At 53.7% G+C, this 23148-nt stretch carries 20 protein-coding genes; 4 read left to right on the forward strand and 16 right to left on the reverse strand.

Going from position 1 to position 23148, the window contains the following annotated elements:
• Positions 1 to 5 precede the first annotated feature (5 nt).
• From dxs to ACOOGA_RS01255, 5 genes are all read right to left on the reverse strand, one after another.
• The gene (dxs, locus tag ACOOGA_RS01235) at positions 6 to 1946 is read right to left on the reverse strand and encodes a 1-deoxy-D-xylulose-5-phosphate synthase (RefSeq protein ID WP_417460975.1); all 1941 of its coding nucleotides are present in this window, start codon (positions 1944 to 1946) and stop codon (positions 6 to 8) included.
• Between the two features lie 61 nt (positions 1947 to 2007).
• Positions 2008 to 2904 (reverse strand): polyprenyl synthetase family protein, encoded by an 897-nt coding sequence (locus ACOOGA_RS01240; RefSeq protein ID WP_417460976.1) that lies wholly within the window; start codon positions 2902 to 2904, stop codon positions 2008 to 2010.
• A gap of 11 nt (positions 2905 to 2915) precedes the next feature.
• Positions 2916 to 3173 carry an exodeoxyribonuclease VII small subunit gene (locus ACOOGA_RS01245; RefSeq protein WP_417460977.1) on the reverse strand — a complete coding sequence of 86 codons (258 nt, stop codon included), beginning with the start codon at positions 3171 to 3173 and terminating at the stop codon, positions 2916 to 2918.
• Positions 3174 to 3287: 114 nt separating this feature from the next.
• Complete coding sequence (locus ACOOGA_RS01250) at positions 3288 to 4517, reverse strand: MBL fold metallo-hydrolase (RefSeq protein WP_417460978.1); 1230 nt, start codon at positions 4515 to 4517, stop codon at positions 3288 to 3290.
• Positions 4518 to 4585: 68 nt separating this feature from the next.
• On the reverse strand, positions 4586 to 6379 hold the full coding sequence (locus tag ACOOGA_RS01255) for an acyl-CoA dehydrogenase (protein ID WP_417460979.1): 1794 nt from the start codon (positions 6377 to 6379) through the stop codon (positions 4586 to 4588).
• A gap of 145 nt (positions 6380 to 6524) precedes the next feature.
• Between ACOOGA_RS01255 and ACOOGA_RS01260 the strand changes: the two genes are divergently transcribed.
• Both ACOOGA_RS01260 and ACOOGA_RS01265 read left to right on the forward strand, forming a co-directional pair.
• Entirely contained in the window at positions 6525 to 7481 is a 957-nt protein-coding gene (locus ACOOGA_RS01260; protein WP_417460980.1) for an L-threonylcarbamoyladenylate synthase, read from the forward strand.
• Positions 7481 to 8899, forward strand: a complete 1419-nt coding sequence (locus ACOOGA_RS01265) for an FAD-binding oxidoreductase (RefSeq protein ID WP_417460981.1) — start codon at positions 7481 to 7483, stop codon at positions 8897 to 8899. The genes ACOOGA_RS01260 and ACOOGA_RS01265 overlap by 1 nt, the downstream gene beginning before the upstream one ends.
• A gap of 4 nt (positions 8900 to 8903) precedes the next feature.
• On the opposite strand, the gene ACOOGA_RS01270 is transcribed toward ACOOGA_RS01265, so the two are convergent.
• The 4 genes from ACOOGA_RS01270 to ACOOGA_RS01285 all read right to left on the reverse strand — a co-directional run bounded on the left by ACOOGA_RS01270 (position 8904) and on the right by ACOOGA_RS01285 (position 12546).
• On the reverse strand, positions 8904 to 9488 hold the full coding sequence (locus ACOOGA_RS01270) for a lysophospholipid acyltransferase family protein (RefSeq protein ID WP_417460982.1): 585 nt from the start codon (positions 9486 to 9488) through the stop codon (positions 8904 to 8906).
• 318 nt (positions 9489 to 9806) lie between these two features.
• The gene (locus ACOOGA_RS01275; protein ID WP_417460983.1) at positions 9807 to 10943 is read right to left on the reverse strand and encodes an aminotransferase class V-fold PLP-dependent enzyme; all 1137 of its coding nucleotides are present in this window, start codon (positions 10941 to 10943) and stop codon (positions 9807 to 9809) included.
• A gap of 33 nt (positions 10944 to 10976) precedes the next feature.
• Complete coding sequence (locus tag ACOOGA_RS01280; RefSeq protein ID WP_417460984.1) at positions 10977 to 11936, reverse strand: DUF2336 domain-containing protein; 960 nt, start codon at positions 11934 to 11936, stop codon at positions 10977 to 10979.
• A 79-nt stretch (positions 11937 to 12015) separates the two neighbouring features.
• On the reverse strand, positions 12016 to 12546 hold the full coding sequence (locus ACOOGA_RS01285; protein ID WP_417460985.1) for a gamma carbonic anhydrase family protein: 531 nt from the start codon (positions 12544 to 12546) through the stop codon (positions 12016 to 12018).
• Between the two features lie 130 nt (positions 12547 to 12676).
• Between ACOOGA_RS01285 and mnmD the strand changes: the two genes are divergently transcribed.
• Positions 12677 to 14578, forward strand: coding sequence for a tRNA (5-methylaminomethyl-2-thiouridine)(34)-methyltransferase MnmD (mnmD, locus tag ACOOGA_RS01290; RefSeq protein ID WP_420429311.1), 1902 nt, complete (start codon positions 12677 to 12679; stop codon positions 14576 to 14578).
• Here mnmD and ACOOGA_RS01295 read toward each other — a convergent pair.
• The 6 genes from ACOOGA_RS01295 to ACOOGA_RS01320 form a co-directional block, all read right to left on the reverse strand.
• The gene (locus ACOOGA_RS01295; protein WP_417460987.1) at positions 14575 to 15189 is read right to left on the reverse strand and encodes a hypothetical protein; all 615 of its coding nucleotides are present in this window, start codon (positions 15187 to 15189) and stop codon (positions 14575 to 14577) included. The genes mnmD and ACOOGA_RS01295 overlap by 4 nt on opposite strands.
• On the reverse strand, positions 15182 to 15718 hold the full coding sequence (locus tag ACOOGA_RS01300; RefSeq protein WP_417460988.1) for an RNA polymerase sigma factor: 537 nt from the start codon (positions 15716 to 15718) through the stop codon (positions 15182 to 15184). Before ACOOGA_RS01300 ends, ACOOGA_RS01295 begins: the two co-directional genes overlap by 8 nt.
• Positions 15719 to 15746: 28 nt before the next feature.
• Entirely contained in the window at positions 15747 to 16925 is a 1179-nt protein-coding gene (locus ACOOGA_RS01305; protein WP_417460989.1) for an ABC transporter permease, read from the reverse strand.
• On the reverse strand, positions 16922 to 17677 hold the full coding sequence (locus ACOOGA_RS01310) for an ATP-binding cassette domain-containing protein (RefSeq protein WP_417460990.1): 756 nt from the start codon (positions 17675 to 17677) through the stop codon (positions 16922 to 16924). Before ACOOGA_RS01310 ends, ACOOGA_RS01305 begins: the two co-directional genes overlap by 4 nt.
• A 9-nt stretch (positions 17678 to 17686) precedes the next feature.
• A complete protein-coding gene (locus tag ACOOGA_RS01315) occupies positions 17687 to 19150 on the reverse strand; it encodes an alpha/beta fold hydrolase (RefSeq protein ID WP_417460991.1) in 1464 nt (487 codons plus the stop codon).
• 110 nt (positions 19151 to 19260) lie between these two features.
• Positions 19261 to 21276, reverse strand: a complete 2016-nt coding sequence (locus ACOOGA_RS01320; protein ID WP_417460992.1) for an elongation factor G — start codon at positions 21274 to 21276, stop codon at positions 19261 to 19263.
• A 317-nt stretch (positions 21277 to 21593) separates the two neighbouring features.
• Here ACOOGA_RS01320 and ACOOGA_RS01325 point away from each other — a divergent pair, with 317 nt between their 5' ends.
• Positions 21594 to 22526 carry a hydroxymethylglutaryl-CoA lyase gene (locus ACOOGA_RS01325; RefSeq protein WP_417460993.1) on the forward strand — a complete coding sequence of 311 codons (933 nt, stop codon included), beginning with the start codon at positions 21594 to 21596 and terminating at the stop codon, positions 22524 to 22526.
• 61 nt (positions 22527 to 22587) lie between these two features.
• Here the strand turns inward: ACOOGA_RS01325 and ACOOGA_RS01330 are convergent, their stop codons facing one another.
• On the reverse strand, positions 22588 to 23073 hold the full coding sequence (locus tag ACOOGA_RS01330; RefSeq protein ID WP_417460994.1) for a hypothetical protein: 486 nt from the start codon (positions 23071 to 23073) through the stop codon (positions 22588 to 22590).
• Positions 23074 to 23148 lie beyond the last annotated feature (75 nt).

The raw sequence follows: 23148 nt of genomic DNA on the forward strand, positions 1-23148 counted from the left end.
AAGTCTTAGGCTTTGTTTGCGGCAGCTTCGGCGGCGCTATCGCCAAGGTCGTTGCGGCCGAGCGCCTTCAGCACCGTTGCAACGATGCCTGAAGCATTGAGCCCGGCATCCTCATACATCTGCTCAGGTTTGCCGTGATCCTGGAAGGTGTCCGGCAGCTTCATGGCGCGGACCTTCAGGTTACCGTCCAATATGCCTTCTTCAGCGAGGAAATCCATCACATGCGCACCAAAGCCGCCGATGGAACCTTCTTCAAGCGTGATCACGAGGTCGTGGCTCGCTGCCAAATCACGAATAAGCTGCTCATCAACCGGTTTTGCAAACCGAGCATCAGCCACAGTGGTAGAAAGGCCTCTTGCATCAAGCTCTTCCGCCGCTTTCATTGCTTCGCCAAGCCGTGCGCCGAGCGAGATAATCGCAACCTTGCTGCCCTTTTTGACGATACGGCCTTTACCGATCTCCAGCACCTTGCCTTCTTTGGGCAATTCCACACCGGAACCTTCACCGCGCGGATACCGAACAGCGGAAGGCCGATCATCAATCGCATGCGCAGTTGCTACCATATGCATCAGTTCAGCTTCATCCGCCGCAGCCATCACCACCATGTTGGGCAGGCTCGCCAGGTAGGTCACATCAAAACTACCGGCATGTGTCGGGCCGTCAGCGCCCACGAGCCCTGCACGGTCAATAGCAAAACGAACGGGCAGCTTCTGGACCGCCACATCATGCACAATCTGGTCATAAGCGCGCTGTAAGAAGGTGGAATAGATCGCAACAAACGGCTTGTAGCCCTCTGTGGCCATACCAGCCGCGAAGGTAACCGCGTGCTGTTCCGCGATGCCCACATCAAATGTGCGGTCAGGGAAATCCTTACCAAACTTGTCGAGGCCTGTGCCAGATGGCATCGCCGCCGTGATAGCAACAACCTTTTCGTCTTTCTCCGCAACCTGGGTCAGTGCTTTTGCGAAAATATTGGTGAAGGTTGGCGCGCTTGGTACCGATTTTTTCTTCTCACCCGTTACCACATTAAACTGTGGCACTGCGTGATATTTTTCCTGATTTGGCTCTTCAAACGGGTGCCCGCGGCCCTTTTCTGTCACCACATGCACAAGGATTGGGCCGTCGATCGCGTCCCGCACGTTCTCAAGCACTGGCAGCAGGTGTTCCATATTGTGGCCGTCAATCGGTCCCACATAATAAAACCCAAGCTCATCAAACAATGTACCGCCGCCTGCGGCCATACCACGGGCATATTCTTCAGCCTGACGCGCGCGATCAGCCAAAGGCCTTGGCAGCATGGCGATCATTTTTTTGCCAAAGTCTCTGAGGCTCAGGAACGGGCGCGAACTGATAATTTTTGCCAGATAAGCGCTAAGCGCGCCAACCGCTGGCGCAATCGACATATCATTGTCGTTCAGAATCACAATAAGCTGATTGCCTGCCTGCTCGGCATTGTTCATGGCTTCATAGGCCATGCCTGCGCTCATGGCGCCGTCACCAATCACGGCAATTGCCTTGCCCTTCTTGCCAGACATCTTGTTGGCAACCGCCATACCAAGTGCCGCGCTGATAGACGTGGACGAATGGCCCGCGCCGAAGGGGTCAAAATCGCTTTCACCACGCTTGGTGAAAGGTGACAAGCCCTCAGGCTGGCGGATCGTACGGATACGGTCGCGGCGGCCGGTCAAAATCTTGTGGGGATAGGCCTGGTGCCCTACGTCCCAGATCAGCCTGTCCTCAGGCGTGTTGAACACATAATGAAGCGCTACGGTAAGCTCAACCACACCAAGCCCCGCACCAAAATGGCCACCGGTGACAGACACCGCGTTGATCATTTCTTCACGCAGTTCGTCCGCGACTTGCCGCAGCTTATTGGCTGGCAACTTACGCAGTTCTTCCGGCGTGTGGATCGTGTCCAGCAATGGCGTTTCAGGTCGTACGCTCAACTTCTTATCCTTCTTCGGCATCGGCCTTAATGTATTTATAGTATTCTTTAGCCGATGGCGCCTAGGTACGTCGATTTATAGCAAAATGCGCGACAGCGCGCAAAAGCGATGCTTTATCATCGAAGCCCGCCAAATGTTCAATAGCTTGATCAGATAGCATTTGCGCCTGCTGACGGGCGCGCTCAACACCCATCAGGCTCACAAGCGTTGCTTTACCGGCCTGGGCATCCTTGCCGACAGCCTTACCAAGCTCGTTCTCGCATCCTTCAACGTCCAGAAGGTCGTCCGCTATCTGGAACGCAAGCCCCAAATCGCGGGCGTAGCCATGCAGCGATGACCGAGCCTGTTTGCCTGCGTGGCCCATTACCGCACCAGCCTCTGCGGAAAAACTGATCAATGCACCGGTTTTCATCTGTTGCAGACGATGCACAAACATTTCGTCCATGTCATGCTCGTCTGCTGTCAGGTCGATCATCTGCCCACCGACCATACCGTGATGGCCGGACGCGCGAGCAAGCTCCCGCACAAGCTCAAGCCGCACGTAGGGGTCCGGGTGGGTTTCTTCCTTTGACAGCATCTCAAAAGCAACACTCATGAGGGCGTCACCCGCCAAAATGGCGGTCGCCTCATCAAACGCCTTATGCACTGTGGGTTGCCCTCGGCGCAGGTCATCGTCATCCATCGCTGGCAGATCATCATGAATGAGGGAATAACAGTGAACGCATTCAACAGCCGCCGCAACGCGCAGCGCTTGCGCACGGTCGACATCAAAAAGTTCCGCGCTTGCAAGCACCAGAAATGGCCGCAATCGCTTGCCACCTGAGAATATCGAATACCGCATGGCTTCAACCACACGGTCTTCAGGGCCACCGGTTAGCGCGATGATAGGATCAAGAACACGTTCAATTGCGCCAGAAGTGGCCGCAAGTGCTTCTTTCAGGGGACCATTGTCTTCCACGAGAGCCCCGCTTATTCTACGTCAAGCGGCGCGGTGCCAGCCGCATTGCCGGAGGAATCAAGCGTGATCTTCTCGATCTTGGCTTGTGCATCCTTCAGCTTGGCTTCGCAGTGTGCCTTCAGGGCAGTGCCTCGGGTATAGAGTTCGATAGACTGTTCAAGCGACGCGTTACCGGACTCAAGCTTGGCCACCACTTGCTCCAGTGCGCCCATTGCCTGCTCGAAGCTCATGGCTTCAAGGTCCGTGTTATTGTCCGCTGTATCGCCCATGCGTTCCACCTTAGTTCTGTCAAACCTATACTGATCACAAAATATGCCGCTGTTATAGGCCCGCTAACTACAGGACGCAAAGATTATTGCTGCGAATGTTTCTCAATAACTGCCTTAATAAACATCTGAGAGCGCGCGCATCTCAACCCCTGGCAGAGAAGACACCTGAGTGAGCAGATTTTCCTGATTTAACGTACCTTTAGCTTGGAAGCTGTATACGTCATCTTTGCTTGTCCGGTTCATCAAGCCAATCGATTCCAGGAGATGCAGGTGGGCAATGGATTCGCCAAGGGCGAGATAAAAATCCATGCCCGAGACTTTGCGTCGGAAAAGTGCCGGGAAAGTTTCAACAGGCGTGCGCGCTTCCGAGCACCATTCGTGAAGCGAGGCGAGCTTCTCGATGTGCCCGCCAATTAACGCGTCAAGCCGCGCCTGCAGGCCCACGAAGACCCTGCCATGGCTTGGCAGCACCATCGGATCACCCGGCACTGCTTTCATGCGTGCAAGACTTGTAAGCCAGTGCGCAAGGGGGTTGGCCATAGGTTCTCGCGCATGAACCGATACATTTGACGTGATGCTGGGCAATATCTGGTCACCCGCAATAAAAAGCGGCTCGTCAAGGCATGCAAGACAGGCATGCTCAGGGCTATGACCGCGACCAACAACCACTCGCCACTGCCGACCACCAAGCTCAACAAGCGAGCCGTCCTCAATACGGGTATAGGTATGCGGAAGCTCATGCACCCCGCGCTTATAGTTATCAAACCGGGCGGCCCGCACCATCGGCTCGAAAGAGCGGTCAACGCCGTGCTTGAAGAGAAAGTCCACTTCATGCTCCGGCATGGTCGGTGTTCCGCCAAGCCATAGGCTTGACGCAAGCAGATATTCGGTTTGGGTTGTGGTAAATTCGGCACCAAAGCGCTCCACAAGCCAGCCGGCCAGGCCCAGATGGTCTGGGTGCATATGGGTGGCAATAACCCTGTGGATGGGTTTGCCGCCAAGGAATTCGCGCTCAAGGGCTTCCCAGGCTTCCCGGCCCCGGTTGCCGTTTGCACCCGTGTCCACTACCGTCCAGCCGTCGCCCTCGTCAAACAGATAGACGTTGATATGATCAAGTGACCAAGGCAGCGGGATACGGGCCCAGATCACACCGCTGGCGACCTCGATCGTGGTTGTGCCTTCCGGTTTACCGGTGAACGGAAACACGAGCCCTTCCTTGCGGGCTCGCTTCATCTCGCGGTCTTCAGCAGCGGCGTCCTTCGCGTTACGGTGGTCCGCAACGTCAGAGCCGTCCACCTCGTCACTCTCCGCTCCAGCGACAGCCTTTACTTTTTTACTCGTCATTGGCTTTCTCGCTTTCCAAATGCCCAAACCCAACCCGCAGGCTGCTTCACTTGATGCACAGCTCTCAGCTACTGACGAGCGAAACTTTCTTCACTCATTGCCATCAAGGTCGAAGCACCATCCTTAATAGGACCTAGAAGCGCCGTCGCAGAAGGCAACAACTGCTCGACAAAAAATTGCGCTGTGGTGACTTTGGCCCGAAGAAATTCCGGGTTGCCTTCACCACTTTCCAGACGCTTTTTGGCTTCCTCTGCCTGCACCGCCAGAAGGTAACCACCAACCACGGTTCCAAACAGCCGCAGATAGGGCGTTGCGGCCGCCGCAGTGTCCACCACCTTCTCAAACCCGTTGGAAAGCAGGAATTCCGCGGCTTCCGACAGGGCTTCGACCCCCTCGGAGAGCCGCCGCACCTGCGCCTCACTTTCGCCACACCCCTCGGCAACAAAATTACGCATCTCCGCAATTAAATTGCGCCAATGGGTGCCGCCGTCCATCATCAGTTTGCGGCCCGCGAGATCTAGTGCCTGAATACCGTTGGTGCCTTCATAAATGGGCGCGATGCGGCTGTCTCGGTAGAACTGAGCAACGCCGGTTTCTTCCACAAAGCCCATACCGCCGTGTATCTGGATCGCAAGTGATGAAGCCTCAACACCGATATCCGTAGAATATGCTTTAGATATTGGAGTTAGAAGGTCTGCTTCACCTTTTGCTTTAGCTTTCTCACCTGCATCATCAAGCTTATGAGCCCGGTCAAGCGCCCAAACGTTGCGGTAGACAATCGCGCGGGCTGCCTCTGCTGTGGCCCGCATTGTCATCAACATACGGCGGACATCAGGGTGGTGAATAATGGTGACACTGTCGCGGGATTTCGCGCCGATTTCGGCGGACTGCAAACGCTCCCGCGCGAACGTCACTGACTGCTGGTAAGCCCGCTCTGCTACCGCAACCCCTTCTAATCCCACACCAACTCGCGCGTGGTTCATCATGGTGAACATGTTGCGCATGCCCTGGTTTTCCTCGCCCACAATGTAACCGATGCAATTGCCCTCATCGCCAAATGACATCACGCATGTAGGGCTCGCATGAATACCAAGCTTATGCTCGAGGCTTACACAGCGCACATCGTTGCGCTCGCCCGGATTTCCGGCAGCATCCAGATGGAATTTGGGCACCACAAACATGGATATACCCTTGGTGCCAGCGGGCGCATCCGGCAGCCGCGCGAGCACGAGGTGGATGACATTTTCCGCCAGGTCGTGCTCACCCCAAGTGATGAAAATCTTCTGCCCGGCAATTTTATAGCTACCGTCTGGCAGTCGCTCCGCCTTGGTACGCAACGCGCCAACGTCAGAACCAGCGCTTGGTTCCGTCAGGTTCATGGCGCCTGACCATTCACCTGTAATCATTTTAGGCAGATAGGTCTGGCGCTGTTCTTCCGTGCCATGCGCAGCGATCGCTTCAATCGCGCCAGCGGTCAACAGCGACAGCAAGCTATAGGCCATGTTGCCTGAGGTTACCATCTCGGTCACCGCGATCGAGAGCGCGTTTGGTAGCCCCTGCCCGCCCAATTCAGGATCGGCTGACAATGTGGACCAGCCGCCTTCAACATAGGCCTGATGCATAGGTTTAAACGCATCCGGGGTGATAACAGTGTCACCCTCAAGCCGTGCACCGATTTCGTCCCCAATGCGGTTAGTGGGCGCAATTACGCCGCTTGCCAGTTTGCCTGCTTCTTCAAGCACGGCGGCGGCCAATTCTTCGCTCGCCTCCTCAAATCCGGGCATATCTGCCCATTCTTTCATTCCGGCTACGGTCTCAAGGGCAAAGCTAATCTCTTCAAGCGGTGCGATATAGTCACTCATTCATCTACTTCCTGTTAAAAGTGCCATCATATCCATTAAGGCATTGTCAGCCGAGGCACAGTCGCCTATCAGCTATAGAGGTTACCAGCCTGTGGGGCTCCACGGCTGGGTATTTTTGCTTTGTCCCGTTGAGCGGAAGTTGTGCATGGCAACATTCAAAACTCAAGTCGTTTCTGAAAGACAAGATGGTGCGGTTTTGCTCGCTGTCGAGGAGTTGGCGCGAGGAAATCTCGTCGCAATCCCCACAGAAACCGTCTATGGTCTGGCCGCTGACGCTACGGAACTTGGTGCAGTGCAGCAAATTTATGCCGTAAAGGGCCGCCCGTCCACCAATCCGCTCATCTGCCATGTCGCCGATATCGATATGGCAAAAAAATATGTTGAGATCTCGCCTCTCGCCGAGCAGTTAATGCAGCATTTCTGGCCTGGGCCGCTTACTTTGGTGCTTCCAAGCCTGCCGGGATTCGGTATTGCCTCACCGGTTTCGGCCGGTTTAACCACGCTGGCCGTTCGTTGTCCCGAAAGTGAAACAGCGCGGCTGATCATCGCTAAGCTGGGCAAGCCACTGGCTGCACCCAGCGCCAATCCTTCCGGCAAGTTATCGCCTACTTCAGCAAATGACGTCCTGGCTGAACTTGGCGGCCAAATACCCCTCATTGTCGATGGTGGCGACACTCAGGTAGGTATTGAATCGGCCATCATCGGCGTAACTGACGAGAAACTCACCCTGCTTCGCCCCGGCAGTATCACTGCAGATGATATTACTGCAGTTGTGCATACGCCGGTTTTCGACAGGAACAGCAACCAGATCACCGCCCCCGGCCAACTTGCAAGCCATTACGCCCCGACGGCGAAGGTGCGGTTGAATGCGCATTCAGCGGAGGCCGGAGAAATATTGATCGGGTTTGGTGAGGTAGCTGGAGATATGAACCTTAGCGCCTCATCTAAATTAGAAGAAGCTGCGCATAACCTATTTAAATTCATGAGAAAAGCTGACTTGATGAGTCCTTCTTGCATTGCGATCGCGCCTATTCCCAATCACGGTGTTGGCATAGCAATCAACGACCGGCTGCACCGCGCGGCAGCCCCAAGGAACCGCTGATGCTTGCGGATATTCATATCGATAATCTGCTTTCAATAGCAGGCCCCAAGGGTGCCACTCTTGATGCATCAGTAATCGCCCCTCATCTTAGGGAGTGGCGCAATAAATTCGAAGGCCAAACCTCTTTAATGCTTATGCCCTCAGACACGACAACCGCGGCAAAGCTCATCACCTATTGTCATGAACACCATATTCCGGTCGTTCCCCAAGGAGGCAATACGGGCCTTGTTGGCGGCGGCATTCCCGGCCTTGATGGGCGCAGCGAGGTTCTTTTCAGCACCCGCCGCATGACAGACCACTGCATTGTTAACGCTGAAGATTTCTCAATCACCGCATCTGCTGGCAGCACTGTTGCCGCACTGCAGGCCGCTGCATCAGAAAGAGGACTTCTCTTTCCGCTTTCTCTGGCGTCTGAGGGCAGCTGCACCGTGGGTGGCGTGGTTTCCACCAACGCGGGCGGCATACATGTGCTGCGCTACGGCACCACACGCGCCCTCACCTTGGGGGTTGAAGCCGTGTTGCCAACAGGCGCTGTGGTTGATGAGTTGACCGCGCTCAGGAAAAACAACACCGGCTACAACCTCAGCCAATTGCTTGTTGGTGCGGAAGGCACCCTTGGTATCGTTACCAAGGCCACGTTTAAACTTTACCCGCAGGAAATACAGAAACATACCTGTTTTCTCGCGGTCGAGAGCCCACAAAAAGCGCTCGCCCTAATGGCTTCCGCACGGCGCGCCACTGGTGACCGTGTTTCCGCGTTTGAGCTTATACCTCGTATGGGACTTGATTTTGTGCTGCAGCATATCCCTGGCACATCGGACCCGCTTGGCGGCAGTTATCCTTGGTATGTGTTGACAGAGATCGCGACCAGCAAACCAGATAATGCGCTGGAGGCCGAGGTTTTATCATGGCTGGAAGCAGAGCTTGCGGCAGGCACTATCCTTGATGGAGCCGTGGCAAGCTCCCTTCAACAAGCGCAGGATTTCTGGAAGCTGAGAGAAAGCATGTCTGAGGCCCAAAAGCTGGAAGGCGGCAGCATCAAACATGATATTGCGGTTCCCGTCTCCCGCGTGCCTGCATTTCTTGAGCGGGCGACCAGCGCCGTTCAAAACTTCAACCCTGATGCGCGCCTCGTGGCATTTGGGCACTTGGGGGATGGTAACATTCATTTCAATGTCATGCAGCCTTCGGGCAGCGACAAGGCCGCTTTTTTAGCAAGCTGGGAAGAGATGAGCACCCTCGTCCATGATATTGTCATGGAATTTGGCGGGTCCATCTCTGCCGAACACGGCATTGGCACCCTCAAAAAAGATGAGCTATCCCGACTGAAGTCCGCCAGTCAACTTGCGGCCATGAAGGCTATCAAGGCAGCCCTCGACCCACACAACATCATGAACCCCGGCTGTCTGTTTACCTGAGGCGCTATTGGTTGCGTGGTTTCACGCCGGTCTTCTGTGCGTAGAACGCCTGAATAGTAGCCATATCAGCCGCCATATCACCTGTTGGCCTGAACACTGGCCCTATGCCGATTTCGCGCTTCCTGCTGTCAACAAAGGCGAGCACGATAGGCACCTCCGCCGCCACAGCAATACGGTAAAAGCCGCTTTTCCATTTTGTGACTTTGGACCGCGTACCCTCAGGCGCAAGGCCAAGGATCAGCTCATCGTGAGATGCGAAAGCTTCCGTTGCCCGTGTTACCACAGCAGCAACATCGCCCCCCTCGCGCTCAACCGGGATACCACCCAACCAGTAAAACAACCAGCCAAGCGGACCTTTGAAAAGAGTGTGTTTGCCAAGGAAACGTACACGTAGCCTGAACACCCCAACAATCGACATAAACAACGGGAAATCCCAGTTGCTGGTATGTGGTGCCGCGATCGCAACAAATTTTGGGATGTCCGGTACCTCGCCAACCACTTTCCAACCGCCAAGACGAAGGATCATCTTGCCCGCACGGTATAGCAGCCCTGAGAAAAAGCGGTTTTGGTAAATGAGCCGGCTGGCCATCAATGGGGTCGTCCATCTAGGTGAGGAAATTTAGCGTGTGCTGCTGTAGCCCATAAAATAGGGGCGGACAAGCAATTGCTATAAACCCAAAATTAGAGCACGACCCCACTCAGGCAAAATGGGGCCGTGCTATACTCTTTTGAGTCCCCGTCAGATCTCAGGCAAAATCTTCTAGGTGCTTTAATCATCGCAAGCGACATGCCAATTTTTTTATCGTTTATATTCAAATACTTGTAAATACAAGTCCCGAATTGAAACAAACGCCACGTCCCAATATTGTATCATATTGGCACAACGCATCAGAATGAAACACTTGGCCTAGACTTTTATGGCCGAGGCGAACACAGCTTCATCCTGTTCATCGATCCAGAGATGTGGTGCGATCCGGAGCGTGTCACCCCGGACGCTGGCCGACACATTCGCAGCCTTGAGTTTCATGAGAAGCTCATCGCCTGCCGTTCCGATATGCACACCCAACAGGTGCGGGCCCCTGTAGGCTGCGTTTACCGGCCGGAAGCCTGCATCCAAGGCCAAAGCGGCAAATCGTGCGTTCAGTGCCATCAAGGTTTCCGCAATATTCTCGATGCCCCATTCAAGCAGTTGTCTGAGCCCCTCCCTATAGATAGGGGCGAGGATGAAGTTTGATCGCTCCCCCATATCGAAGCGTCGCGCGCCTGGCTGATAATCGCTCTGGTAGTTCACGAGACGGCGGAAGTCTTCGCTAGCCTTACGTGCGATCCAGTTTTGTTCAAGTGGCTTGCCCTGTTGCCAGCGCGGCGCCACATACATAACTCCCAGGCTATAGGGACCCATCATCCATTTGTAGCCGCCTGCGATGGCAAAGTCCGGGTCAACCTTTTGCATGTCAATGGGCATTGCACCGATCGACTGGGTGAGATCAAGCACCAACGCTGCACCGATGCGTTTGCAAACAGCCGATATGCACACAAGGTCCAGCGCCGCGCCTGATGACCAATGCACGTGTGGGAGTGCCACGATGGAAATTCTGTTACCAAACTGCTCCAGAACCTCAGTAACCGCTGTGGTCCAATCATCGTCCTTCGGCGTGGCCACCGTTATGATCTCACCGCCGACCTTGTCCGCCAACGATTGCCATTCATAAACATTGGAGGGGAACTGTTCTTCTAGTACGAGGATGGCTTCACGGGGTGCCAGCGGCAGGTTTTTTGCCGCTGTCGCCATGCCGTAGCTTACGGCAGGGATAATCGCCATACTGTCAGCATCCGCATTCAGTATCTGGCCCGCCAGGCTGCGAATCTCTTCAACAACCGGGAAAAAATCATCCGCAGAAACTTCCCATGGGTGCATGGAAAGTGACAATGCCTCCTGCCCAGCCCTGTGCTGCTCTTTCGTTAGCGGCGTCATGTAGGCAGCGTTCAGGTAACAGATATTTCTTGGTATATCAAAAAGGTGGCGTTGAGGTGCCAGTATCATAATCTTCCCTCGCGTCTGCGGGGCAATATTATTCTAGTGGCCCCGGATCAATCGTTCGTATGCAATCAGCAAAACACCAATAACCGATTTTGAAAACCCTGCAGCTTCCAAAAGTCGCGCCACGATTTTTTTATCGCCCTGTGCCAGCTTGCCTTCAACCGCCTCGTAAGGGCGGCCGAGCCGTACGGCAACAGCCATGGTAAACAAGCGAACATTGCCATTTTGCAAATAGTTGAGCAATACGTCTGAAGTTAGCCCTTCTATGGCCATCAACTGCTTGAGGTAGTTATCTATTTCGGAAAGCGGCGCCATCTCAAGCGTGCGTGAGAAAACCTGCCGGTTGGCCATTGAGACAAGGTAAGACGCATAGTCTGTTGCAAGCCCGAACTTTTCCGACAGATACTCGCCGTAACGCCTTGATACCTTGAAGATGATGCGCTCGACAACAATCGGCGGCAGATCTGCGCGTTCCGCCAACTTCTCCATCAAACTACGTTCTTCCGGGAACCGCTCAACAACACGGTTGCAACTGCGTTCTGAAACTTCGGCGCCATCATTCTCTATCAAGCAACACACCGCATCAAGGGAGCCAACATCGCTGATGGCAAAACTCACCGCCTCGGACAAGCAGGAACGCTGCGCAATGGCTTGCTGGGCGTTGGCGCCGCAACTCCGCACGATCTCTTCCAGGAAAGCATCATCAATGGCTTGGGACGCCATAAGGAACGGCATGGAGACTTGATCAATATCCTGTGAAAGTTTAGAAACCAACTCAAGCGGCAAAAAGCTACACGTACGCAACTCTTTGGCCAATGCCTCGCGTACAGATACCGCTACGTCTTCAACAAGCAACTGCGCCAACTGAAGGGCGTCTTCGTTGCCGTTGCCATTTTCCTGCCGAGCGAGAATTCTGCCGACTTTACGCGCGATCTCTTCGCGCGCGTTCTGGTCGATGTTTCTGAGTTCTTCCATCTGCGAAATATCGATACTCATGCAGGATCACCTAATCCATTCAGGCATTTTGTCTTTTCTATACTGTCGCGGTGCGAATACGTGTTTTGCACAAAAATTCCTAGGAAAAAGTGATCTCTTTTAAACCATTTGCGAAACGTTTGGCGTTCTCTTGGTATATCTTTGCTGACATATCTATCATTTGGCGCTCCTGCTCCGTCAGCTCTCGCACCACACGCGCCGGTGACCCCACAACCAGCACACCGTCCGGGAACTCCTTGCCCTCGGTAATGAGGCTATTAGCCCCCACGATCGAGCCAGTACCTATTTTCGCGCCGTTCAGGATGGTGCTTCCCATACCAATCAATGTTTTGTCTGCAATGCTGCAGCTGTGCAGCATGACTTTGTGACCAATGGTGACATCCTCACCGATAACGATGGGAGCGCCGATATCAGTGTGCAGAACTGAATGATCCTGAATGTTGGAGCCTTTGCCGATTGTGATAGGGTCATTGTCACCCCGGATAGTTACACCAAACCAGACACTAGACTGTGCTGCTAGCTTGACATTGCCTATAACACTTGCATTGTGCGCAACCCAGATGGTGTCATCCTCAAACTCCGGCTGCACTCCATCAAGTTCAAAAAGCATAAATCCCCCACATAAGTTCGTTATATTAGTACTTGGTCTCTAGGATGACGTCTTATTGACCTTAAATCAATGCGGACAAATGCCAAACAATCGTTTATTAAGCCGCTTTAGGTCAAGAAATCGACACTTCATGGTACAAAAAATAGAACATAATGACTTGGCCTGGCGCGGGAATTCACCCGTGTCGACCGCGTTTGACGATGTCTATTACTCAGCTGACAACGGCCTTGAGGAGACCAAGCATGTTTTCCTGCACGGTATCGGCGCCCCTGACGTATGGATGGGGCGCGATCATTATGTCATCGCTGAAACCGGTTTTGGAACAGGGCTCAACTTTCTTGCCACCTGGCGCGCGTTCAAGGAAAGCGGTGCCAAGGGCCGCTTGACGTTCATTTCAGCTGAGGGGTTTCCTCTTACTGAAGACGCTCTCCGCAGTGCCCATGAAACATTTCCCGAAATCGCGACCTATTCCCAGCAACTGTGCGCCGCATGGCCACCCGCCTCTGACGGATTCCACCCCCGCATTTTTGAGGACGGGCGTATAACCCTGCTTTTGCTTTTTGGCGATGCCCCCAATGCCCTCAGCCGCCTTAATGCAAAGGTGGACGCCTGGTTTTTAGACGGCTTCGCGCCGGCAAAAAATCCAGCCATGTGGTCGGCTGAAATCCTTGACCAAGTGGCACGGCTCGCAAAACCCGGCACCAAACTAGCCACTTTCACCGCTGCGGGTTTCGTGCGACGCGGCCTATCTGAGCGTGGTTTTGAAATCGTCAAGGCACCGGGATACGGACGCAAACGTGAACGCCTGATTGGTGAAGCACAAGCGCCCCTCCCCCTCACTCAGTGCACCCACTCGACCGTTCCGGAATGGGCCACATTGCCACCGCAGTCCGAGGGACCGTTTGTGGTCGTTGGCGCGGGTGTCGCCGGGCGCTCTGTCGCTTACGCACTTGCGCGACGCGGCAAAGCTGTGACGCTACTTCACGATCCTGCATCCCCTAGCGCGAGCACAGTACCCGCCGCGATCCTGGCGCCCCGGTTTATTCTGGGCGAACAGTCTCATGCAGATTTTTTCACAAGCGCCTACGCGTTTGCCCTCGTACACCCATCATTTGCCGGTCATTGGGCAGATGTCGCCAGCGTAGACCTGTTGACAAAAAGTGACGCTGCGAGGGAACGATACTCAAAACTGGTGGCGCACCTGAACTGGTCTACAGATTGGCTAACGTGGGACGGTGAGACACTGCATCTGCCCAGAGGCGGCGCGATCGCAACACAGTCCGCGCTCAATGCCCTGACCGCCGATATCGACATGCGCGCGTTCCGGATCGATGCTCTTGAGCAGGTCGGCAGTATATGGCGCCTGACCGATCATACCACAGGCGAAAGCATTGAAGCCGCCCATGTTGTACTCGCAACCGGCGTGAGCACCGTAGGTGTTGACCAGAGCCTCTCCAAACCTGAGATACGTCCAAACAAAGGGCAAGTCGAACTCCTTCGTGATGACGAGCTTGGACACGCCCCACCCGTCTCGCTCAATTATGGCGGCTACCTGACGGCAGCAACCGCCGGCATTCGGACATTGGGTTCGACCTTTGAAAAGATAGTTGAGGTGCGGGAGCGAGATTATGCGCCAAATGACACTAGCCGTATCGCAATAGAAGAACAGTTTTCAGCGGCAACCGGGCTGCGCATACCCGCAACGGCGCACAGAGCCAGTTGGGCAGGCGTACGCGCCACAACAGCAGACCATATGCCCTACGTCGGCGCATTGTATAACACTAACCAGATATTGAGGCAGTACGCAGCGTTAGCCAAGGATGCCAAAACGGTTAAACTCGGCCCCTCTGAGCCATTGAGCGGCATCAGCGTTCTTACAGGCCTTGGCGCCAAGGGGTTCCAGTATGGCCCAATCTTGGGTGAATTTCTTGCTGCCAGCTTATGCGGTGACCCTCTTCCGTTGCCGGAAGACCATATCGCGGCACTTCATCCGCTCAGACAGGTTATAAAAGCGATCAAAAGAAGCAACTAACCTGCGTCTTCCTCCTCAAGCTGTTTGGCAATGTCTTGCAATTCCTCAAGTTCAGATTGCTTCTTTTTCATGTAAGGCCATAGGGCAACCATCACCACGATCAGCGCTATTAGGGCGGCCCCGATGGTATATTTCACTCGCAAAAGCTCGTCCGCAGCGATGTTTGGGTCTTCATCCACAATTGTCCACCATGCGAGTGGCAGCATGGCAAACGACACCAAGCCCAGCCAATAATTCGCCTTCACATACAATATGGCCGATTTGGCCCGCCGTATTTGCAACACCACCAGTGACTGCGCTGTATCGCCCGGATGCCCCCAAGCCCCACGCCTGATACGAAAGGCCGCATAAATACCCCCGGAACTTAAAAGCCATGCCGAGAAGGCAAAAATATATGTCGCCAAGGTGGTCGCTCGATACAATAAATAGAGCGTCACGACAAAACCAACGCTACACATCAGCAGCTCGATGACGAAATTCACCCGCATGCGCCACCATACAAACCGGGCTTTTTTCGCCATTCTATCCATATCAACGGGAGGGCTATCCTGCCACAATTGTTGCAAGTTGTCCCAATTTGGAGCTTCCAGCATGTCCTGGTTGTTATCCATTATGCGCACCTGTCTTGCGTGGTTCCATCCCGGTTTGTTTTGGCCTATCAGGTCTACCGAGGCTTACTTTTAGAACGTCCTTAGCCCGATTAAATCTCACCATCGCGTTATTTTCAGAGATGCCAAGCGCCTCAGCGATCTCCCGATGAGAAAAACCTTCAAGAGCCAGAGTGGTCACCTGCCTGAGATTGAGGGGTAGTTCTCGCACCGCAGCCAGCAGGTTTTGTCGCATCTGCTCTCTCGCCATATGTTCATCCGGCGCAAGAACATCGCTCTCCAGCTTCTCATCAAGAACTGTCTGGCGCGGTGCCTTGGCGGCCTTTGATACATGTGTGATGCATTTGTTCTGGGCAACTCTGGCGATATAGCCTTTCAAGCTGCCATCTCCACGAAACTTGGGCAGCGCTTGCCAAAGAGCCAAAGAGACTTCCTGCAACAATTCCTGCTGTTGGGCCGGGTCCGCCTCATAGGAAGCGACGATCCGGCCCAGCATGGGCCCGTGTGATTGTAATGTGGCCTTAAAGTCCACCAGAGTAGTCCCACCCCATATAGCTCTGTTAGCTATCCGCGATCATATGCTCGCTTGAAAGCCGTTTCGAAGTCAGCATAAGGCAAAGGGCGGTCCCCGCAAGCCCTGCCATTATCGCAGAGCCCGTCACCTGAGGGTTTATAACGCCATCAAAGAATATGCTGCTTAGGCTTTCCATGTCCGAGAAGATTGGCAGATAGTTCACAAATCCCGGCAGCTTGCTTTCGCCGTATATCTTTGAATACCCCACGAAGACCGGAACGATCATCATCATGGACATGTATGTCTGGCCTTCTTTAAAGCTCTTGGCATGAATGCTCACGGCCATCTGAAGAGATGCCACAAACATGCAAAGCGTCGCCACCTGAAGCCCAGCCATCAGAAGGCCCGGCACTGTTACCTTAAGTGCGAATGGCAGCAAATCCGGCGGAAGGAAACTAATTGTCACGAGGTTTAACGTCGCTGTTGCAACGGTACCCACGAGCCCGAATGTCGCCACCATGGCCCATTTACCAAGGGTGAGAGACATGCCACTTATGGGCTGGGCCATTAATGTCGCCAAACTTTGTTTCTCACGCTCGCCAGCAAGTGCATCCAGTGCCACACTGAGACCAACAACAAATGGCGCGAGCGCAAAGATCAACATGAGCATATTACCCATGACTTTGTTGATAAAACTCGTTTTGGAGATATCAGCCAGCGACAGCGAGATTGGAGACAACAGGCCTACAGGCACGCCACGGCTTATTACACGAATACCCGCCACATGATTGCCGTACGACAGTATGGCGCTTCGAATATCCTCGCCGCGTTCTGTTGAAACACGGGAAGTTTCATCAACATACAGAAGGGCTTTTGCCTGGCGTCCTTCTTTCAGGGCCGCACTATAATCCGCCTCCAGTACAAGGAACGCGTCAGCGCCCTGCGGGATATTTTCCGGTGCAATAGCTGTATCCTCGTCCGCTGCATCAACAACCTCGTATCCGTCGCGCTCCAGATAGGCAACGAGCCCGGGTGCCTGAGCCATACCGTCGATAGCAACGGATGATTTAACGTTCTCTCCCCGGTCGTCCGACATCAGGAAGAAGAGAAACGCAAACATGACCGGCACACCAAGCACATAGGACAAAATCGCTATTAGCGCCCTCTTGTCTCGGACCATGTCCCGCATTTCCTTGCGGTATACTGTTAATATTTGAGCGTTCATGCGACGGCCCTCCCATGGGTATCAGTTGCTTGGTCGTGTACTTCAGTGATGTATACGAACGCCTCCTCGAGGTTTGGCTGACCGCTTTGGGTGATAAGCTCCTTTGGTGTGCCCGCTGCACACAGCTCGCCAGCGGCAATCATCACTACCTGATCAGACAATATCTCTACCTCTGCCATCACGTGTGATGACAGCAAAACACAGTGTCCCTGCTTCTTGAGGTCAAGTAGCGTTTCTCGAAGCAACCGTATGGCCATAACGTCAAGGCCACGGGTAGGCTCATCAAGCACGATGTTCTGTGGCTGATGCACTATTGCCCCGGCAAGCGCGACCTTCATCCGCTGCCCTTGGCTGAAACCCGCGGTACGCCGATCCAGAATATCAGACATATGCAACTGCCCCGCGACACGCTCTACAGCCTCGTCGCGCGCCTTGCCTCTCAGTCCATGCAGCTCAGCAAAATACCCAATGTGCTCTCGCGTTGTCAGCCTCGTATAAAGACCAAACTGATCCGGGAAAATGCCGAGCCTTCGCTGTGCCTTGAGAGGCTCCTTCGCGACATCGATACCATCAACATGGATCGAACCAGTGGCAGGTTTCATAAGCCCTGAAACCGCACGCAAAGTGGTAGATTTACCTGACCCGTTGGCACCCAACAGCGTCGTGATCACACCGTCCCCAGCCTGAAAGCTCAGGTTCTTAACGGCCACCACATCACCAAAGTTTTTTGCAATATTCTCTACTATAATCATATCAGCCCCCTAATTCGTCGCGCCGTTAAGTCCAGTCGCGAAAGGCAACCGTTTCAAGTGCTCAAAACATGAAACGTCGAGCGCCCCTGCGTCCAAGTCCTCGAGGAACTCAGCCATCAACCCGGGCATACAGGCAATATGTCCGGTGTTATGGCCCGTGGCAGGAACCACAATGTGCCTGCCATTAGGAAAGCCTTTTACAAAATGATCCCCCATACTTGGCGGCGTGATCGGGTCAAGGTCTCCTGAGAGCACGAGCGCGGGCACATTTCCGCTAATCGGCTCGAACGCGTCTGGGGCAGCAGCAGCACTTTCCCACCCCCTGCATCCAGCGCTCCAGAACCGGTAATAGGTGTCGCCTGCGAAACTGCTTTCACCCAGTGATTTGGCTTCGCCAGCTTCTACCCTTGAAATTTCGTCACCACACAGGATGGAAAATGTAGCCCCCAGAAACATGGTGTCCGATACCGCCGTGCCACCCAGGAGGGCGGAGATCAGTGGTTTCAGATTTCCCTTCGCCGCCTCACCGATGACAAGAGGAATGTAGGTGGTTTGGTCCGCCGCATAAAAGGATGACCGCAGCGCCTCGACAACAAGGCCCCTGCCAATGTCCAGTTTTATCGGCTTGCCGCTAACAGGGTCTGGCCCCTGATAGGAGAGGTTTCCGGCCTCCGCCTGCGTCAACAGGTTATCAAGTTGCCCGCTCAGGTCTGGATAAGTGTTTGCGCAGGACGTATTGCTTTCACAATCGACCACGATCATCTGCATGGCACGGTCCGCATTAGCTGCAACCGTCGCAAACAAAGGAACATCTGGTGGCAACACACCATCAACAATGATGCTGCGCACTCGTTCAGGATAGCGTTTCAGATAAAGCGCGACTGTTCTGGTGCCATACGATCCACCCCAAAGGTTGAGCTGCTCGTACCCTAGACGCTTACGTATTTCATCTGTATCTCTGACCACATTTTCCATCGTGATCAAGGCAGTGTTTGCAGACGTTGCTGCCATGCAATCCTGGGCCAGCTCTGTAAAACGTTCGAGCGGATACGGCATTTCCTCGCTTTCACACCGAATACCGAACGACCGCCCTGTACCACGCTGATCTATCAGCAAAATATCGCGTTTGGCCCGTATATCTTTGAAAGCCAGCCTGACAAGCGCACCATAATCTCCCGCAGCTTGCCCCGGCCCGCCGGCAAATATCACAAACGGGTCTTTTTCAGGAGAGCCTGACTTGGCAGACAAGTGGGTCAGGTGAATTTGTACCTGCTGACCACTGGGGTCGGCATAGTTTTCAGGCAAGTCTACCTGGGCACAGCTCACCCGTTCCTTAAGCCCGCGCACATAACAGGGCGAAAACTCAACTGGCTCTATGCTGGGTTCATCTGCACGCGCGCCTGCCTGTACCGTCAGAACGGGTACAAGCCAAACGCCGGTCATTATTGTCGCAACTCGGATTATTTTTTTCACGGTCATCTCCTCTAGAACCGAAGCTCACAAGCTAACAGTCCCTTAGAGGAGAAAAACCTTACAAAATATTTTCGCTCGATCTTAAAACACCGACTGCAAAACCACGCGGTTCAAAGTCGTCGCTTTTCTTCAACCCCTTCCAGCACTTGTTCTTTGAGCCGCCCAGCAAGTTCATTCAGGTGATCAAATTCATGCTCAAAAGTTCCAATTCCCTGAGTTACAGAACGGAGCTCAATTATAAGATCCTGCATTTCAGAAGCAGGCATCTGCGCCTCAATCTGGTCCCAACCGGGCCAACCATCGCGTACGTCAAAGCCCATGATCTGCCCTCGCCTGCTGGTGATCATACCATTAATTTTTGCCATATAGCTGCTTGGGGCCATCACGCGCACATGCTCAATAGGCTCAAGAAGCACGGGCTCACACCCCGGCAAGGCATCCGCCATCGCCATACGGCCCGCTGTTTTAAACGCCATATCTGAACTGTCCACGTTATGATACTGGCCGTCCTGCAGTGTGACCGACACATCCACCACCGGAAAACCAAGCGGCCCTTGTTTCAGGTATTCCTTCACGCCAGCCTCAACACTTGGGATATATTGTTTCGGGATTGATCCTCCGTGAATTTTCTCAGAAAATTCAAAGCCTTGTCCCAGCCCTTTTGGACTGACCTCGATGACCACATCACCAAATTGACCATGGCCGCCACTTTGTTTCTTGTATCGGGTGTGCTGAACCTTGGACCGTCTGATTGTTTCTTTATAGGGCACCTGCGGGAAGCTGAACGTAACACCAACACCGTATTTCTCGCTCAACCGGGCCATGGCCGTCCGCATGTGAATTTCACCCTGCCCCCATAGCAGCAATTGGCCAGTATCTTCACGGTGCTCAACTTCAAATGACGGGTCTTCTTCGACCAACCGACTAAGCGCATCGGAAAGCTTTGCTTCGTCCTTCCTGTCATGCACCGTTATAGCCTGCGCATAGACAGGATGAAGCTTTTGCGGCCGTGGCGCGCCCGGTGCACCAATCGTATCCCCCGTCGTCAAGCCTTCCAGGCGTGGGATGGCGATGACATCGCCCACTCCTGCTTTTGAAGCTTTTTTCAGGTCTGCACCATCAACGGCAAATAGCCCGCTGACTTTTGTGCCCGCCGTCGTCATCCCGTCTGACAAGCCGCCGCTTAACACCCGTGCGAATGAAAGTTTTCCCATGTGTGGCAGATACTTGGTTTTAAGGACATAAGCTGCGGGCTCAGAAGTTACTTCCGGCAGCATGCGCGTGGCCGCCAACTCAAACCCGGGCATCTCATGACGCAACGCTTTCATCAGACGACGCAACCCGAACGAATTGATAGCACTTCCCATCAGGACCGGCATGATCCGGCCTTCCTTAAGGTCTTTAGCCAGATCTGAGAAGATTTCTTCCGCCTGTGGGTCAATGTCTTCCAACAGTTCTTCCATCAGGTCGTCATGAAAATCCGCCAACCGTTCCATCATTTGGAAACGTTCATCATTCACCTGCTCAATGTAGCTGGACGCAGTTTCAGTGATCTCAAAGCTGCCATCAGCGCCGTAGGAGTATGCGCGGCGGGCAGCAAGATCAACAAAACCGCTGATCTCACCATCCTCCCTGATGGGAACGTGACGCAAAACAGACGGCAACGCGCTGACTTCGTCCAGCGCCTGTGCGATATCCCTGATGTGGACATTGCTGTGGTCGATTTTGTTGATAAACAGAAGGTGTGGGATGCCCTCTGCTTCAAGCTCATGCAACAGCGGGCTAAGCGACTGGATTTTATCTGGTTCCGGATCAGCAACCACCACAGCAACATCGGCAGAGTGCACTGCAAACCGTGTTTCCTGCAACAACTCTATAGAGCCCGGACAGTCTAGGAAAATATAGCGGTCACCCAGGTACTCTGCGCTTGCGACATTGGCATCAACCCCCATCGAAAGCGCTTTTGCTTCAACACTATCGTCACCAAAAACCCGCTCACCATTTGCACGGCGGCGGGTTGTCTTTGTCATATAAAGAATATTTTCGAGAAGTGTGGTTTTACCACTTGAGTATGGGCCCACGAGTGCAACTACCCGCGGGCATTTCTGAGTGCCATTGATCATCATTTCCTCCGTCCCAGGACATCAACCATTAATGGCGGAGCAAAGCTCCGTCGGTTTAGGACACAGGCATGTAAAATGAGCGGATAAATATGGTACCAGAGCCAGAGATAATTTCAAAAGGGCGGTGTATTCCCGGCCTCACTCCATCAAACGACATTGATATGCTTGAGCTTTTACGAGTGTGCTCAGAACGGCACTAACGGTGCTGGAACACAAATTACCTTCACGCGAGTCGTATTAACGTCAATCACCAGCGTTGCTATTCCCGCAGTGCAACATTATCTATGAAGCTGTATTTGGTAAACAGATTGGTGGGTATAATGCTTAAGAGCTCTGCTGTTGAAATCGTTGAGGTTGGTGCACGTGATGGCCTGCAAAACGAGAAAATCCTTTTCACGACCGAGCAGAAGCATGCGCTGATCACGCGCGCCATGGACGCTGGGCTTAAGCGGCTGGAAGTTGCGAGTTTTGTGCACCCCAAGTTGGTTCCTCAAATGGCCGATGCTGAAGCAGTTGTGGAAAGCCTGCCTGATATAGCTGGCGTCGAATATATCGGCCTGGTTCTTAATAAACGGGGTTACCTGCGCGCGATTGCCACACGGGAGGGGAACAAACGCGGTGTTGATGAAGTTGGTTGCGTGGTAACTGCCTCAACTACCTTCGGGCAAAAAAACCAGGGCCAAACCCGTGAGGAATCTATCACTGTTGCAAAGGAGATCATCAAGCTCGCGAAACGCGATGACCTTCAAGCTCAGGTGACCGTGTCAACCGCATTTGGCTGCCCTTTTGAAGGTGAAGTCTCCAAACAGACCGTCGTAGATATGATCAAAGAACTTGCAGACGCCGAACCGAGAGAAATAGCGATTGCAGATACCATCGGGGTTGCTACCCCAAAGGATGTCAGCCAGCTTGTTGCCATGATCCGGGATGCCCTTCCCGACGTTACCTTGCGGGCCCACTTCCACAATACCCGCAACACCGGCATCGCCAATGCATGGGCCGCTTATGAAGCTGGTATACGAATTCTGGATAGCTCGATCGCAGGCCTTGGAGGCTGTCCGTTCGCTCCGAGGGCTACGGGCAATATTGGCACTGAAGACTTGCTCTACCTACTTGAGCGGTCAGGAGTTGAAACCGGCGTAGAACTAGAAAAAGCCATTCAACTGGGCGAATGGGTAGAAACTATTCTAGGCCGAGCGGTCCCTGCCATGGTGACTCATGCTGGCGGTTTTCCTCAACCTGCCACCAAGTAAGACAGTCGAGAGCCCGGAAGATCGACCTGGGAGCGACCTTCCGGGGTGTAACTTATGGCCGTTATTTCGCTTCTGCAACAAGCCTGTTATGATCCGCTTCAAGGGAAGCCAACGCACTCACCGTAAGATCGTTTGAACTGATATCTTCCGCGCGGCGATAATCAGCATGTGCAGCTTCATAGCTACCTTTGGCTTTGTAAACATTGCCTCGGTTCACATAAGCCCGCCAGAAATGACGATCCTCACCGATGGCGCGGCTGCAATGCTCCTCAGCCGAAGCCAGTTCACCAAGCGCATACTCAACAGCACACAGGTTTGATAGCGCAGGCACAAGACGCTCTGTGCCAAGGTCTGCCCTGACGGCCCGGCGAAGGTGCTTCGCCGCCGACTTCAGATTGCCTTGACGAAGCGATTCCATACCGCGCTCAAGATTACCGTTCTCGCTCAGATACAGGGTTTTCGTTGATTGCGCTTCCGCATTAACTGAAACAACTGAAACCGCAAACACCAGACCTGCTATCGCTACCGCCTTTGAAATTTTAAACATCTTTTGTCTCCTCGCGTTCTTCACGCCTCTATCGGTTGTGATCCCGCTTAAATCATGTTGGGGATAGACCCTATA

This window comes from Kordiimonas sp., assembly GCF_965216265.1.
Classification (GTDB): domain Bacteria; phylum Pseudomonadota; class Alphaproteobacteria; order Sphingomonadales; family Kordiimonadaceae; genus Kordiimonas.

Bases quoted from the DNA above. Each gene is read 5' to 3' on its own strand.
- ACOOGA_RS01245 (WP_417460977.1), bottom strand. From the start codon at position 3,173: ATGGGCGATACAGCGGACAATAACACGGACCTTGAAGCCATGAGCTTC.
- ACOOGA_RS01250 (WP_417460978.1), bottom strand. From the start codon at position 4,517: ATGACGAGTAAAAAAGTAAAGGCTGTCGCTGGAGCGGAGAGTGACGAG.
- ACOOGA_RS01255 (WP_417460979.1), bottom strand. From the start codon at position 6,379: ATGAGTGACTATATCGCACCGCTTGAAGAGATTAGCTTTGCCCTTGAG.
- ACOOGA_RS01260 (WP_417460980.1), top strand. From the start codon at position 6,525: ATGGCAACATTCAAAACTCAAGTCGTTTCTGAAAGACAAGATGGTGCG.
- ACOOGA_RS01265 (WP_417460981.1), top strand. From the start codon at position 7,481: ATGCTTGCGGATATTCATATCGATAATCTGCTTTCAATAGCAGGCCCC.
- ACOOGA_RS01270 (WP_417460982.1), bottom strand. From the start codon at position 9,488: ATGGCCAGCCGGCTCATTTACCAAAACCGCTTTTTCTCAGGGCTGCTA.
- ACOOGA_RS01275 (WP_417460983.1), bottom strand. From the start codon at position 10,943: ATGATACTGGCACCTCAACGCCACCTTTTTGATATACCAAGAAATATC.
- ACOOGA_RS01280 (WP_417460984.1), bottom strand. From the start codon at position 11,936: ATGAGTATCGATATTTCGCAGATGGAAGAACTCAGAAACATCGACCAG.
- ACOOGA_RS01285 (WP_417460985.1), bottom strand. From the start codon at position 12,546: ATGCTTTTTGAACTTGATGGAGTGCAGCCGGAGTTTGAGGATGACACC.
- mnmD (WP_420429311.1), top strand. From the start codon at position 12,677: ATGGTACAAAAAATAGAACATAATGACTTGGCCTGGCGCGGGAATTCA.
- ACOOGA_RS01295 (WP_417460987.1), bottom strand. From the start codon at position 15,189: ATGGATAACAACCAGGACATGCTGGAAGCTCCAAATTGGGACAACTTG.
- ACOOGA_RS01305 (WP_417460989.1), bottom strand. From the start codon at position 16,925: ATGAACGCTCAAATATTAACAGTATACCGCAAGGAAATGCGGGACATG.
- ACOOGA_RS01310 (WP_417460990.1), bottom strand. From the start codon at position 17,677: ATGATTATAGTAGAGAATATTGCAAAAAACTTTGGTGATGTGGTGGCC.
- ACOOGA_RS01320 (WP_417460992.1), bottom strand. From the start codon at position 21,276: ATGATGATCAATGGCACTCAGAAATGCCCGCGGGTAGTTGCACTCGTG.
- ACOOGA_RS01325 (WP_417460993.1), top strand. From the start codon at position 21,594: ATGCTTAAGAGCTCTGCTGTTGAAATCGTTGAGGTTGGTGCACGTGAT.
- ACOOGA_RS01330 (WP_417460994.1), bottom strand. From the start codon at position 23,073: ATGTTTAAAATTTCAAAGGCGGTAGCGATAGCAGGTCTGGTGTTTGCG.